13 protein-coding genes and 1 pseudogene are annotated in these 14086 nt (G+C 60.7%); 11 read left to right on the forward strand and 3 right to left on the reverse strand.

Annotated features, from left to right (window positions below; genetic code table 11):
- Window positions 1–560: 560 nt before the first annotated feature.
- The 8 genes and pseudogenes from prfB to AO064_RS24905 all read left to right on the forward strand — a co-directional run bounded on the left by prfB (window position 561) and on the right by AO064_RS24905 (window position 7542).
- Window positions 561–1656, forward strand: a protein-coding gene (gene prfB, locus AO064_RS24870; protein WP_096236834.1) for a peptide chain release factor 2 whose coding sequence is annotated in 2 segments (ribosomal slippage) — window positions 561–632 and window positions 634–1656 — 1095 coding nt in all. Because the reading frame shifts where the segments join, the coding sequence is not laid out codon by codon here.
- A gap of 94 nt (window positions 1657–1750) precedes the next feature.
- Window positions 1751–3253 carry a lysine--tRNA ligase gene (lysS, locus tag AO064_RS24875; RefSeq protein WP_012722555.1) on the forward strand — a complete coding sequence of 501 codons (1503 nt, stop codon included), beginning with the start codon at window positions 1751–1753 and terminating at the stop codon, window positions 3251–3253.
- Between the two features lie 106 nt (window positions 3254–3359).
- Window positions 3360–4076: a TetR/AcrR family transcriptional regulator gene (locus AO064_RS24880; RefSeq protein WP_080567166.1), complete on the forward strand. Its 717-nt coding sequence runs from the start codon at window positions 3360–3362 to the stop codon at window positions 4074–4076.
- Between the two features lie 16 nt (window positions 4077–4092).
- Window positions 4093–4641: a hypothetical protein gene (locus AO064_RS24885; RefSeq protein ID WP_046036623.1), complete on the forward strand. Its 549-nt coding sequence runs from the start codon at window positions 4093–4095 to the stop codon at window positions 4639–4641.
- Window positions 4642–4662: 21 nt separating this feature from the next.
- Window positions 4663–5940 (forward strand): flavohemoglobin expression-modulating QEGLA motif protein, encoded by a 1278-nt coding sequence (locus AO064_RS24890; RefSeq protein ID WP_012722558.1) that lies wholly within the window; start codon window positions 4663–4665, stop codon window positions 5938–5940.
- 27 nt (window positions 5941–5967) lie between these two features.
- Window positions 5968–6790, forward strand: a pseudogene (locus AO064_RS24895) (alpha/beta hydrolase).
- Complete coding sequence (locus AO064_RS24900) at window positions 6787–7113, forward strand: PA3694 family proteiin (RefSeq protein WP_064054946.1); 327 nt, start codon at window positions 6787–6789, stop codon at window positions 7111–7113. The pseudogene AO064_RS24895 and the gene AO064_RS24900 overlap by 4 nt, the downstream one beginning before the upstream one ends.
- Window positions 7114–7230: 117 nt before the next feature.
- Window positions 7231–7542 (forward strand): hypothetical protein, encoded by a 312-nt coding sequence (locus tag AO064_RS24905; RefSeq protein WP_064054947.1) that lies wholly within the window; start codon window positions 7231–7233, stop codon window positions 7540–7542.
- Window positions 7543–7593: 51 nt separating this feature from the next.
- Here the strand turns inward: AO064_RS24905 and lptF are convergent, their stop codons facing one another.
- The 3 genes from lptF to AO064_RS24920 form a co-directional block, all read right to left on the reverse strand.
- On the reverse strand, window positions 7594–8379 hold the full coding sequence (lptF, locus tag AO064_RS24910) for a lipotoxin F family OmpA-related lipoprotein LptF (RefSeq protein ID WP_012722563.1): 786 nt from the start codon (window positions 8377–8379) through the stop codon (window positions 7594–7596).
- Between the two features lie 55 nt (window positions 8380–8434).
- Window positions 8435–8845, reverse strand: a complete 411-nt coding sequence (locus tag AO064_RS24915; protein WP_173390380.1) for a DUF4398 domain-containing protein — start codon at window positions 8843–8845, stop codon at window positions 8435–8437.
- 288 nt (window positions 8846–9133) lie between these two features.
- On the reverse strand, window positions 9134–9478 hold the full coding sequence (locus AO064_RS24920) for a hypothetical protein (RefSeq protein WP_012722565.1): 345 nt from the start codon (window positions 9476–9478) through the stop codon (window positions 9134–9136).
- 184 nt (window positions 9479–9662) lie between these two features.
- On the opposite strand from AO064_RS24920, the gene ppc reads away from it, so the two are divergent.
- The 3 genes from ppc (at window position 9663) to tsaB (ending at window position 13991) form a co-directional block, all read left to right on the forward strand.
- Window positions 9663–12290, forward strand: a complete 2628-nt coding sequence (gene ppc, locus AO064_RS24925) for a phosphoenolpyruvate carboxylase (RefSeq protein WP_064054948.1) — start codon at window positions 9663–9665, stop codon at window positions 12288–12290.
- Between the two features lie 280 nt (window positions 12291–12570).
- Window positions 12571–13218 (forward strand): adenylate kinase, encoded by a 648-nt coding sequence (adk, locus tag AO064_RS24930; protein WP_012722567.1) that lies wholly within the window; start codon window positions 12571–12573, stop codon window positions 13216–13218.
- Between the two features lie 89 nt (window positions 13219–13307).
- On the forward strand, window positions 13308–13991 hold the full coding sequence (gene tsaB, locus AO064_RS24935; protein ID WP_064054949.1) for a tRNA (adenosine(37)-N6)-threonylcarbamoyltransferase complex dimerization subunit type 1 TsaB: 684 nt from the start codon (window positions 13308–13310) through the stop codon (window positions 13989–13991).
- Window positions 13992–14086 lie beyond the last annotated feature (95 nt).

Here is a 14086-nt window from a genome sequence, read left to right on the forward strand (position 1 = left end):
GCCCAGGACGGCTAACCCGGCGTCCTGCCGGGTTACCCACGGATTCAAGCCTGCGTTCGGCCAGCGTGTTTGACGGGGCGCCTCATATCAAAAGCAAAAGCGCGGCGGCCTTAGAGCCGACCGGGGTTGGGGGTGCGTTACTGGGTTAAAAATGTGGGAGGGGGCTTGCCCCCGATGGCGGTGTGTCAGTTGATGCATCTGTGGCTGTCACACTGCCATCGGGGGCAAGCCCCCTCCCACAGTTTGAACTGCATACATCAGGTAGATATCAGCCTGCTTTTGATCTTGATCTTAGGCGGCCCCCCAAATCGCTGTCGGATTACGGGTACACCGAGCCTAAGCGAGGTGCCGAGTGTTGGGGCAAGAGCGTTTTGCTTACTTTTGCGCTCTTCAAAAGTGAGCCGCTGTGAGAGCGGAACCAATAGTGGCCGTTACCGCAGGAATGGATATGTACTCCAATGATCCAGCCCCGCGCCTTTTCGCCCAGCGGACTGCCGCTCCCCCCCGTTTGCCGTTATACTCGCCGGCTTTCAAAAGTTCGCCAACGAGTGCTGCCCGCCATGGAAATCAACCCGATCCTTAACACCATCAAGGACCTGTCCGAGCGCTCCGAAACTATTCGGGGGTATCTTTGACTACGATCAAAAGCATGAGCGTCTGACCGAAGTCAATCGTGAGCTTGAAGATCCGGCTGTCTGGAACAAACCTGAATACGCCCAGGAGCTGGGCCGCGAGCGCGCTGCGCTGGCACAGATCGTCGACACCCTTGATGAGCTGAACACCGGCCTGGGCGATTGCCGTGACCTGCTGGACATGGCCGTCGAAGAAAACGACGAAGGCGCAGTGGGCGATGTCGTCGCCGAGCTGGCCCGTCTCGAGGAAAACCTCGCCAAGCTTGAATTCCGTCGCATGTTCAGCCATGAAATGGACCCGAACAACGCGTATCTGGACATCCAGGCCGGTTCCGGCGGCACCGAGGCCCAAGACTGGGCCAACATCCTGCTGCGCATGTACCTGCGCTGGGCCGACAAGCGCGGTTTCGACGCAACCATCATGGAGCTGTCGGCCGGTGAAGTCGCGGGTATCAAAGGCGCGACCGTGCACATCAAGGGTGAGTACGCCTTTGGTTGGCTGCGGACCGAGATCGGCGTTCACCGTCTGGTGCGCAAGAGCCCGTTCGACTCCGGCAATCGTCGCCATACCTCGTTCTCCGCCGTGTTCGTCTCGCCAGAGATCGACGATAAGGTGGAAATCGAGATCAACCCGGCCGACTTGCGTATCGACACCTACCGCTCCTCCGGTGCCGGTGGTCAGCACGTAAACACCACTGACTCGGCCGTACGGATTACCCACGTACCGACCAACACCGTGGTCAGCTGCCAGAACGAACGTTCCCAGCACGCCAACAAGGACACCGCCATGAAAATGCTGCGGGCCAAGTTGTACGAGCAGGAAATGCAGAAGCGCAACGCCGCTTCCCAGGCGCTGGAAGACACCAAGTCGGATATCGGCTGGGGTCACCAGATCCGTTCTTATGTGCTCGATGCGTCGCGGATCAAGGATCTGCGCACTAACATCGAACGCAGCGACTGTGACAAAGTGCTCGACGGCGATATCGACGAATACCTGGAAGCCAGCCTGAAATCGGGCCTGTAAAAGACTGTAGGAGCCGGGGGGACGCAGCGTCCTTGCCCGGCGATCCCCAGCCGAAGGCTGGGGGCAACGAACCTGTGATGGAATTTCAAAAGACATGAGCGACCAACAACTCGACCCGCAAGCCCTGCAACAGGAAGAAAACTCCCTGATCGCCCTGCGCAAGGAAAAGCTGGCTGCCGAGCGCGCCAAGGGCAATGCCTTCCCCAACGACTTCCGCCGCGAAAACTACTGCGATGCCTTGCAGAAGCAATACGCGGACAAGACCAAGGAAGAGCTGGCAGAGGCTGCGATTCCGGTCAAGGTGGCAGGTCGCATCATGCTTAACCGTGGCTCGTTCATGGTGATCCAGGACATGACCGGGCGTATCCAGGTCTACGTCAACCGCAAGACCCTGTCCGAAGACACCCTGGCCTCGGTGAAAACCTGGGACATGGGCGACATCATCGCCGCCGAAGGCACCCTGGCCCGTTCCGGCAAGGGAGACCTGTACGTGGAAATGACCAGCGTGCGCCTGCTGACCAAATCCCTGCGCCCGCTGCCGGACAAGCACCACGGCCTGACCGACACCGAACAGCGCTATCGCCAGCGCTACGTTGACCTGATCGTCAACGAAGACGTGCGCCAGACCTTCCGCGTGCGTTCGCAAGTCATCGCCCACATCCGCAGCTTCCTGATGCAGCGTGACTTCCTGGAAGTGGAAACCCCGATGCTGCAAACCATCCCCGGTGGTGCCGCAGCCAAGCCGTTCGAAACCCACCACAACGCGCTGGACCTGGAAATGTTCCTGCGTATTGCGCCTGAGTTGTACCTCAAGCGCCTTGTTGTTGGCGGCTTCGAGAAGGTGTTCGAGATCAACCGCAACTTCCGTAACGAAGGCGTCTCGACCCGTCACAACCCAGAATTCACCATGTTGGAGTTCTACCAGGCCTACGCCGACTACGAAGACAACATGGACCTGACCGAAGAACTGTTCCGCGAATTGGCGCAGCTGGTTCTGGGCAGCACCGACGTGCCGTACGGCGACAAGGTGTTCCACTTCGGCGAGCCGTTCGTGCGTCTGTCGGTATTCGATTCGATCCTCAAGTACAACCCTGAGCTGACCGCCGACGACCTGAACGACATCGACAAGGCCCGTGCAATCGCCAAGAAAGCTGGCGCCAAGGTGCTGGGCTTCGAAGGCCTGGGCAAATTGCAGGTGATGATTTTCGAAGAGCTGGTGGAGCACAAGCTCGAGCAGCCGCACTTCATTACTCAGTACCCGTTCGAAGTGTCGCCGCTGGCCCGTCGCAACGATGACAACCCGAACGTCACCGACCGTTTCGAGCTGTTCATCGGCGGCCGCGAAATCGCCAACGCCTACTCCGAGCTCAACGACGCGGAAGACCAGGCCGAGCGCTTCATGGCCCAGGTGGCCGATAAGGACGCCGGCGATGACGAAGCCATGCACTACGATGCTGACTTCGTACGCGCCCTGGAATACGGCATGCCGCCCACCGCCGGTGAAGGTATCGGCATCGACCGCCTGGTGATGCTGCTGACCAACTCGCCGTCGATCCGTGACGTGATCTTGTTCCCGCACATGCGGCCGCAAGCGTAACCGTAGCGAAATCCGAAGCCGCCTTTTATAAGGCGGCTTTTTTATGTGGCGTTTATAAGCGTCAAGCAAACAGCGCCAGGTTTTGATCTATTCAAGGATGTGTGTCGTGAACCGCGTAATGGCTCAAGAAGGTGCCGCCGGCATTGCTGCTGCCGTGGCTGAAAGCGTCCAGTACCAGGGCCGCAAGGCCAGCCGTCGGGGCAGCGAGCAGCGCAGGCAAGACATTCTCGATGCCGCCATGCGCATCGTGGTGCGTGACGGCGTACGGGCTGTGCGCCATCGGGCAGTGGCGGCGGAGGCGGGGGTGCCGTTGTCGGCCACCACCTACTATTTCAAGGATATCGATGACCTGCTCACCGATACGTTTGCCCAATACGTTGAACGCAGTGCCGCGTTCATGGGCAAGCTGTGGGTGCGTAACGAAGGCCTGCTGCGTGAAATGGTCGCCTATGGTGACGGCAGCCCCGCCTCGCGCTCGCAGTTGGCCGATGACATTGCGCGGCTGACCGCCGACTATGTGCTACGCCAATTGACCAACCGTCGCGAACACCTGATGGCCGAACAGGCTTTTCGCCAGGAAGCCTTGCTCAACCCGCGCCTGGCGGAACTGGTGCGCTCCCATCAGCAAATTCTGTTGCAGGGCACCGGGCAGTTTTTCCAGGTGTTGGGCTCCCGCGAGCCGCAACAGGATGCCAAAGTGTTGACGGCGATAATCAGTCGGATGGAATATCAGGGCCTGTTGGGCGGCGCAGAGCCTCTGACCGGTGAAGAAATGCTTGAGATCCTCAAGCGTTACATGCATTTGGTGTTGGCCTCGGTCTGACACCGGGGGATGTCCAATGAAAACCTGGCGTTTGGTTGTAATCGCCTTGTCGTTCCTGCTGCTCAGCGGTTGCCTGGTGACCTTCAAGGAGCCGCTGCCGGCCCATGAAGCCGCGCCGCCGGCCCTGCTGGGCCAATGGACCAGCAAAAACGCCTGGGGCGAGCCGCTCAACCTGCACATCACCCGCGTCGGCGAGCACCGTTATAAAGCCGTGAGCTACCCTACAGCCAAGCCAGGCCAGCGTGACGAGTACCTGTTCAGTGTGTCGCGCCATGGCAACCGCTGGTACCTGTCAGCGCCGTTGCCGGCCAAGCTGGGCGGGCATTTCATCCTGGCGGGTTTTGAAATCAGCGAAAAGCACGAATTGGTGGTCTACACCCTCGACCTTGAGCAGATTCATCAAGCGATAGGCCAAAAAAACTTGCATGGCAGTACTGTGGAAACCGTCGAAGGCGCCGGGGTGCTGGTCGACAGCCCCTTGGACCAGGTGTTTGCCTACCTGGATGACCCGGCCAATGCCGATGTATTCGTAGAGGCCGTGCGCTACCGGCGCGCGGGCAAATAACGTTTAAAGAGGAAGCACCGGGTGGACGATTACCAGCAGACGATACGCACCTTGTCTGATCGCATTGTGCTGGCGCAAACACCGATTCGCGTCCTCGACGCCGTGAAGTGGGACGAAAACATTCGTCAGGGGTTCCTCAAGGCCAAAGGCAAGGAAATGCCGGCGGTTGACCGTGATTACTATCTCAACCGGCCACTGGCGTTCGACTCCAGCGCGGTGAAGCTGGAGTTCCAGAACATCGAGCGCGACATCACCCGCCGGCTCGGCCAGTTCAGCCCGGTGGGGCAGATCATGCGCCGCATGTGCCGGGAATATCGCATGGTGGTGCGCATGCTCGAAGCGCGTGGCACCGAGGATTTCGGCCTGATTTCCCAGGAACTGTACGGCGCCGCCTCCGATGCGTTCCACGCCGGCGACCCGACCCTGGCCGACCTGGGCCTGATGCTGTCCGACTACCTGAACAATATCGACGGCCGTGGCGACCTCAAGGACGAAGCCAAGACGCTCACCGCCAAGGACGCCGTCGCTCTGCTGCAAACACGCCTGAATAAAGTATTCGGCGAGGCTGAAGAAACCATCCGCGTGTTCGAGTCCGACGGTATCGTCGCCGACGCGGCGGCGGGTGCGGACTACATCAAGATCCGCGCCGACGCGATGTTCAACGATCGCGACGTGCGTGCCCTGGAAGTGCATGAAGGCCTGGTGCACGTGGGCACCACCCTCAATGGCCAGAACCAGCCCATCTGCACCTTCCTGTCCAAGGGCCCGCCGTCGTCCACCGTGACTCAGGAAGGCTTGGCGATCCTGATGGAAATCATCACGTTTGCCTCCTACCCGAGTCGCCTGCGCAAGCTGACCAACCGCACCCGCGCCATCCATATGGTGGAGGAGGGTGCCGATTTCCTGCAGGTGTTCGAGTTCTTCCGCGAGCAAGGCTTTGAGATGGCCGAAAGCTACGGCAATGCCAGTCGCGTATTCCGAGGGTCGGTGCCGACCGGTCTGCCGTTTACCAAGGATCTGTCCTACCTCAAGGGCTTTATCATGGTCTACAACTACATCCAGCTGGCCGTGCGCAAAGGCAAGCTGGAACAAGTGCCGCTGCTGTTCTGCGGCAAGACCACCCTGGAAGACATGCGCACCCTGCGCCAACTGGTCGACGAAGGCTTGGTGGTGCCGCCCAAGTACCTGCCCGAGCAGTTTCGCGACATGAACGCGCTGGCGGCGTGGATGTGCTTCTCCAACTTCCTCAACCACCTGAGCCTGGATCGGATCGAGGCGGATTACTCCAATATCCTTTAAACCGTGGTATTCGCGAGGCTTCAACGGATGAGAATCCTCGGCATTCTATGCCTGCTACTCACATTGAACGGCTGCAGCTCATTGCTGTTCTACCCCGAACCCGGCCTGCCGTTCACGCCGGAAAAAGCGCACCTGCAGTACCGCGACGTCACCCTCACCACCGCCGACGGTGTGAAGCTCCACGCCTGGTGGCTGCCGGCCAAGCCCGGTGTGCCGCTCAAGGGCACGGTGCTGCACCTGCACGGTAACGGTGGCAATCTGGCCTGGCACTTGGGTGGCAGTTGGTGGCTGTCCGAACAGGGCTACCAGGTNCACCTGGATCGACAAAGCGCCTGAAACCCAAGGCCAGCCACTGATCGTGCTGGGCCAAAGCCTGGGCGGTGCGCTGGCGGTGCACTACCTGGCCGCGCACCCGGAGCGCCAATCCCGGCTCAAGGCGCTGGTGCTGGACGGCGTGCCTGCCAGTTATCGTGACGTAGGACAATTCGCCCTGAGCACCTCCTGGTTAACATGGCCGTTTCAGGTGCCGTTGTCCTGGCTGGTACCGGACGCCGACAGCGCGATCCATGCCATGCCTCAGCTGACCGGCGTGCCGAAGCTGTTGTTCCACAGCCTGGATGACCCGATCGTGCCCGTGGCCAATGGCATTCGCCTGTACCAGGCCGCACCGCCGCCCAGGGTGCTGCAGTTGACCCGAGGCGGTCATGTACAGACCTTTGCCGACAAGACTTGGCAAACCGTGATGCTGCGTTACCTCGATGACCCGCAGCACTTCAACGGCCTGCGGCGGCTGGGCGAAATTCCGAACTACCCCACTTCTAACGTTGATTCATCAGAGAGCCCGCAATGAGCGAAGAACGCAACATGATCCCGCTGATCCTCACCGGTATCGGCACCATCATCGGTACCGTCGGTTGCCTGTGGTACTACGGTTACCTGCACTTCGCCAAACCGGAAGATGCGCTGTTGCTCAGCGATTTCACCCTGCTCAAGACGGTGCCGGGCGAGGACTACAAGATCTCGCTGACGCCGGCCGCGCAAGTGGCGCAGTGCGTCGATGGGGTGCTGGTCATGTTCGATACCGAGCAGAAAGGCCTGAGCGGCGTGCTGGTCAACAACAAGAAGCAGGCCGTGCGTTGCCTGGGTCAGGAGACCCCACAGTTACAGCAGTAATCTATGCCTCGGCCGCCGCTGCCTGGCCATAAATCCTGGAACCGTTTCGTGTAAGAAGCCACTGAATGAGCTGTCAGCCTTGCTGACAAAAATTACGAATGATTCCAGGAGAATGATATGGCGATTGGTGCAATCGACAGAGCAATGGGCATGGTCAATGGCCAGAACAGCCTTGATCAGGGCGGCGCCAAAGGTCCTGAGGAGCCGAAAGCTAAGGGCGGCGTAGACCAGGAACTGCTCAAGAAGCTGATGGCAATGCTGGGGGGCAGTGGGGGTGCCCAAGGCAGTGGTGGCTCTTCTGGTTCCGGTGGTTCGGAGGGTTCCGGCGGTGAGATGGACCCTGAGCAACTTCGCAAGATGATGAGCGGGCGCCAGGGCATGGAAGCGATGATGCCGGACAGTGACAACGGTCGTAAGGTCGGTGGCTGACAGGCAAAAAAAACCCCACCGACCGGTGGGGTTCTTTTATTCCAGCATCAATCAGTTAGCAACGGAAGACCGTGGCTTGACCGGCTGGTTGTCGTTGGAGATGGTCACTTCAACGCGGCGGTTCATGGCACGGCCCGATACGCTGCCGTTGTCGGCAACCGGGTATTCCTTGCCATAGCCCTGGGTCACGATGCGGGAAATATCCACACCCTGTTGGGCCAGTGCGCGTTGTACCGAAGCCGCACGGCGCTCGGACAGGCTCTGGTTGTACGAGTCGGAACCGGTGCTGTCGGTGTAGCCTTCGACGATCACTTTACGGTCCGGGTTGTCGCGCAGGAACTGAGCCAGTTTGGTGATGTTCACCAGGCCGCTGGATTTCAGGTCGGACTTGTTGGTAGCGAACAGCACGTCACCGAATGTTACCAGGGTGCCGCGATCAGTCTGCTTGGCATTCAGGCTGTCTTGCAGTTGCTTGATCTGTGCATCACGGGCGTCCAGCAAGGCGCGGGCGCGTTCGTCACCGGCGTTTTTCAGCTTGGCTTCGGATTCGCGCAGCACGATGGTGTCTTTGGCCACTTCAACGCGCTGGTTGGTCAGGTAGGCCAGCTGGTCGACTTTCTTCTCGTCTTCCTTATCGCGGTAGGCCTTGTCAGCCTTGTCCAGCCATTCGCTGGCGTCCTTGGTTTCCAGCGCCGCCAGCTTGGTGGCTTGCGGGTTGGTTTGCAGGGCCGAGAAGTTGGTCCGTGCGTTTTCCAGGTTCGCGTTCGGCGGGGTGGAGCAGGCCGCCAGTGCAACGCTCATCGCCAGCAGGGCAGGGATCATCAATTGTTTACGCATAGTCGTGTCGTCCTTTCAATTCGATATCAGGTGCGATGCGGTCAAGGGGTGCGTCTTACTTCTGCTGGATAGCAGCCGGGCGCATGCCTTCCTTACGCAACTCATCAACAGCCTTCTGGGAATCCTTCACAGCCTGTTCAGCCTTGGCGGCCTGGGACTTACGCTCGGCGACGCGAGCATCCCACTCGGCTTGTTCAGCCAGGCGACGGGCTTCGTCGTAGTTCTTGTCGTGCATGGCAATCTCGGCTTGCTTGAGCTTGTCCTGGGCCGACTTCATTTCTACAGCTGCGTACTCGGTGCCGCCGGCGCTGACAGCGCTGTTGACTGCGGACTGGGTCACCGCGTACTGCTCGGTCGGAGGATTGCCGGCGCAACCCGCCAGAACGAAGCTGGTGCCGATTGCCAGCGCGGCCAATTTGAGCCCGCGCAGGTGGTTAAACGAGGATTTGGCAGTGCTGGTCTTCATCGTCTTCAACTCCATTGGATAACTCCTGAAAAACGTTTAAATCCATGTCACTGGAGTGCGGCTGAGGACCTGGCGATAAAGCAGCAGAAGCCCTTTCAAACGGCCGTTCCAAGTGATGGCTTACTGGCTGTGACCGGAGGCTTTTTTCAAAAGTTCAGAGAAGATGGCGATTTGCCTAAAAAAATATCTGACTGAACGGTCAGCATAAAAAACTTGGAACTTCTGCGTTGCGCAGCGGTACGCCGGGCGCGCGAAGTGCCCGGCGTACAAGGGTTTGGCGGGGTCGTATCAGTGCTTCTGTTCGTCGCTGCTGGCGGACATATCATGCAGATAACGCCGCGACAGCGTCAGGAAGCGAGGGGTAGGACCGACGTCTTCATACAACGGATCGCCCTCTTCGTCGGTGGCAATCACCTGCTGGCCCTTGATGTACGGAAAGCTGGCTTCCAGCTCTTCGAGGGCGGCGCCGATCAGCTCGCCGAGCAGTTCTTCAGTGTGGCGCTTGGGGTACATTTCGGCGATGGCCGCCAGCCTCGCGGCAGACTCCACATCCAAGTGGATGGCGTACTCGGTCTTGGTCAAGCGACCCTTGGCGTTCTCTTCCCAATGCTGGGCCAGTTCTCGGATTTTCATGGCAACCTCAATAAAGCCCGTGATGGCAGGCGGTGATGAGTGACCAGTCGCTGCATGGATAAACGCAGGCGACTCAGTGTTGAGACTAGCTGCAACTCACAAGGTTTAAAGTCTTGTCATAAATCGACGCCGGCGGCACTCTGGCAGACCTGCGCGTCCCGGATTTCTGGCTGGAGATTGGCTGATGAGTGATATCGATGCACGCTTGCGTGAGGATGTTCACCTGCTGGGTGAGCTGTTGGGCAACACCATTCGAGAGCAGTACGGCGATGCTTTTCTCGACAAAATCGAGCAGATCCGCAAAGGCGCCAAGGCCGACCGACGCGGGGCCGGCGATGAATTGAGCGCGAGCCTCAATCAGTTGCAGGAAAACGAACTGCTGCCGGTCGCCCGGGCGTTCAACCAGTTCCTCAACCTGGCCAATATCGCCGAGCAATACCAACTGATTCACCGGCGCGATGAGTCGCAACCGGCACCCTTTGAGTCCCGCGTATTGCCGGAATTGCTCGCCCGCCTGCAAAGCGAAGGGCACAGCAACGAGTCCCTGGCCCGCCAGTTGGGGCGCCTGGAAATTGAATTGGTCCTCACCGCGCACCCGACCGAGGTGGCGCGCCGCACCTTGATCCAGAAATACGATGCCATTGCCGCCCAACTGGCGCTGCAGGATCACCGTGACCTTACCACCGCAGAGCGCGAGCAGATTCGCCAGCGCCTGCAACGCTTGATCGCCGAAGCCTGGCACACCGAAGAAATCCGCCGCACCCGGCCCACCCCGGTAGACGAGGCCAAGTGGGGCTTTGCGGTAATCGAACATTCCCTGTGGCACGCCATTCCCAATTACCTGCGCAAGGCCGACCAGGCCCTGCACGCCGCCACTGGCCTGCACTTGCCGCTCGAGGCGGCGCCGATCCGCTTCGCTTCGTGGATGGGCGGCGACCGTGACGGCAACCCGAATGTCACCGCGCCGGTCACCCGTGAAGTGCTGTTGCTGGCACGCTGGATGGCGGCCGACCTGTACCTGCGTGATATCGATCACCTGGCGTCCGAGCTGTCGATGCAGCAAGCCAGCCCGGCATTGCAAGCCAAGGTCGGCGACAGCGTCGAACCCTATCGCGCTCTGCTCAAGCAACTGCGCGAACGCCTGCGGGCCACGCGCCAGTGGGCACACACGGCGTTGAGCAGCAGCACGCCAGCGCCCGCCGAGGTGCTGCAAAACAATCGCGACCTGCTGGAGCCGCTGGAGTTGTGCTACCAGTCGTTGCACGAGTGCGGCATGGGCGTGATCGCCGACGGGCCGCTGCTCGACTGCCTGCGGCGTGCGGTGACGTTCGGTTTGTTCCTGGTGCGCCTGGATGTGCGCCAGGACTCCAGCCGTCATTCGGCGGCCATGACTGAAATCACCGATTACCTCGGCCTGGGGCGTTACGAAGACTGGGATGAAAAGGCGCGCATCAGCTTCTTGATGAAAGAGCTGGCCAATCGTCGACCGCTGCTGCCGGGGTATTTCAAGCCGTCGGCGGATACTGCCGAAGTGCTCAACACCTGCAAGGAAGTCGCCGCCGCACCCGCCGCATCGTTGGGCTCGTACGTCATCTCCATGGCCGGCGCTGCGTCGGACGTGTTGGCGGTGCAACTGCTGCTTAAAGAGTCGGGCGTGCAACGGCCGATGCGCGTGGTGCCGCTGTTCGAAACCCTGGCCGACTTGGATAACGCCGGCCCGGTGATCGAGCAACTGTTGCTGCTGCCTGGCTATCGCACGCGTTTGCAGGGCCCGCAGGAAGTGATGATCGGCTACTCGGACTCGGCCAAGGACGCCGGCACCACCGCCGCCGCCTGGGCGCAGTACCGGGCGCAGGAGCGGCTGGTGGATATCTGCCGCGAGCAGCAAGTGGAACTGTTGTTGTTCCACGGTCGCGGTGGCACCGTCGGTCGTGGCGGTGGCCCGGCCCACGCGGCGATCCTGTCGCAGCCGCCGGGTTCGGTGGCAGGACGGTTCCGGACCACTGAACAGGGCGAGATGATCCGCTTCAAGTTCGGTTTGCCGGATATCGCCGAGCAGAACCTCAACCTCTATTTGGCGGCGGTACTGGAAGCGACGCTGTTGCCACCACCGCCTCCTGAACCGGCCTGGCGCCATTTGATGGACGAATTGGCGGCAGACGGTGTCAGTGCTTACCGCGCCGTGGTGCGGGAAAATCCGCAGTTCGTCGAGTATTTCCGTCAGTCCACGCCGGAACAGGAGCTGGGCCGCTTGCCGCTGGGCAGTCGCCCGGCCAAGCGACGTGCGGGCGGGATTGAAAGCCTGCGCGCGATCCCGTGGATCTTCGGCTGGACCCAGACCCGCCTGATGCTGCCGGCCTGGCTTGGCTGGGAGGCCGCGCTGAGCAAGGCCCTGGAGCGCGGCGAAGGCGAACTGCTGGGGCAGATGCGCGAGCAGTGGCCGTTCTTCCGTACCCGCATCGACATGCTGGAAATGGTGCTGGCCAAGGCCGACGCCGATATCGCCCGCCTGTATGACGAGCGCCTGGTGCAGCCAGACCTGCTGCCATTGGGGACGCATTTGCGCGACCTATTGTCGCAGGCGTGCAGCGTGGTGCTTGGCCTGACTGGCCAGTCGCAACTGCTGGCGCACAGTCCGGACACCCTGGAGTTCATCCGCCTGCGCAACACCTATCTCGACCCCTTGCACTTGTTGCAGGCCGAGTTGCTGGCGCGCTCCCGTCAGCAGGAAGCGGCACAAGACAGCCCTCTGGAACAGGCGCTGCTGGTCTCCGTGGCCGGTATTGCTGCCGGTTTGCGTAACACCGGCTAAGGTTTTTTGCGTGTTCTCAACGGCTTGCAGATAAACCACGACGGCCGCCCTGAAAAGGGCGGTCGGCGTTTACGAGGCCGGGTTGCACTCAGGCACACCCTACCTATGACGCATGCACGGCGCGGGTTCCTGCGACTTTTGGCGGCTTGTGTGGTTAAGGCCTGCTGTGTATCTTGATCAGCCTTTGGCCGTTTGGGCGGCCCGAATTCTATTTTTACGCGATTGGCCCCTCGCGGCGAATCCGAGCGTCATCTCTATAAAAAAATTGAGGAGCACATCGATGCGCGTCATTCTGCTGGGAGCTCCCGGGGCCGGTAAAGGTACTCAGGCAAAGTTCATCACTGAAAAATTCGGCATTCCGCAAATCTCCACCGGCGACATGCTGCGTGCGGCCGTCAAGGCGGGCACCGAGCTGGGCCTGATCGCCAAGAGCGTGATGGACAGCGGTGGCCTGGTGTCCGATGACTTGATCATCAACCTGGTCAAGGAACGCATCAGCCAGGAAGACTGCAAGAACGGTTTCCTGTTCGACGGCTTCCCGCGCACCATTCCCCAGGCTGAAGCCCTGGTGAAGGCCGGCGTCGAGCTGGACGCCGTGGTTGAAATCGCGGTTGAAGATGAAGAGATCGTCCAGCGCATTGCCGGTCGTCGTGTTCACGAAGCCTCGGGCCGCGTGTACCACACCGTCTACAACCCGCCAAAAGTTGAAGGCAAGGACGATGTGACCGGCGACGACCTGGTGCAGCGCAAAGACGACACTGAAGAAACCGTGCGTCATCGTCTGTCGGTCTACCACTCCCAGACCAAGCCGCTGGTGGATTTCTACCAGAAGCTGTCCGCTGCCCAGGGCAAGCCGAAGTACAGCCACATTCCTGGCGTCGGCTCGGTCGAAGCGATCACTGCCAAAGTGCTGCAAGCACTGAGCTGATCCCTCGACGGCTTCACGGATAACGGCCCGCTTGCGGGCCGTTGTTGTTTATACTGGCGCACTTTTTTTCGACTTGGACACCTACACCGATGAGCACCCTGCTGGCCCTGGACACCGCGACTGAAGCTTGCTCGGTTGCCCTGCTGCACGATGGCAAGGTAACGAGCCACTACGAGGTGATCCCGCGCCTGCACGCGCAAAAGCTGTTGCCGATGATCAAGCAACTGCTCGAAGACGCCGGTACTACGCTGGCTGCGGTCGATGCCATTGCCTTCGGCCGTGGGCCGGGTGCCTTTACCGGCGTGCGTATCGCCATCGGCGTGGTGCAGGGCCTGGCATTTGCGCTGGAGCGTCCGGTGTTGCCGGTGTCCAACCTCGCCGTGCTGGCCCAGCGCGCCTTGCGTGAACATGGCGCCCAGCAGGTTGCGGCGGCCATCGATGCGCGCATGGATGAAGTGTATTGGGGTTGCTACCGCGAAACAGCGGGAGAGATGCGCCTGGTCGGTGTTGAAGCCGTGCAGCCGCCGGAGTCATCGGTGCTGCCTGCCGACGCCAGCGGCGACTGGTTCGGTGCGGGCACCGGTTGGGGTTATGGTGAGCGCATCGCGGTGCCGTTGGTGGGCCAGGACGCAGCGATGTTGCCTCATGCCGAGGACCTGCTGACGTTGGCTCGTTTTGCTTTTGAGCGTGGCGAGGCGATTCCCGCAGATCAGGCCGCACCTGTGTACCTGCGCGATAAAGTGGCGCAGACCAAGGCCGAACGCGGCCTGTAACTGTCGTGAGCGGGCTTGCCCCGCGCCGGGCTGCGAAGCAGCCCTAAAAATCCCGAACACGCCTCTAATCTGCACCAATCGTCAGAATTTGCCCC

The organism is Pseudomonas marginalis, assembly GCF_001645105.1.
GTDB classification, from domain to species: domain Bacteria; phylum Pseudomonadota; class Gammaproteobacteria; order Pseudomonadales; family Pseudomonadaceae; genus Aquipseudomonas; species Aquipseudomonas petroselini.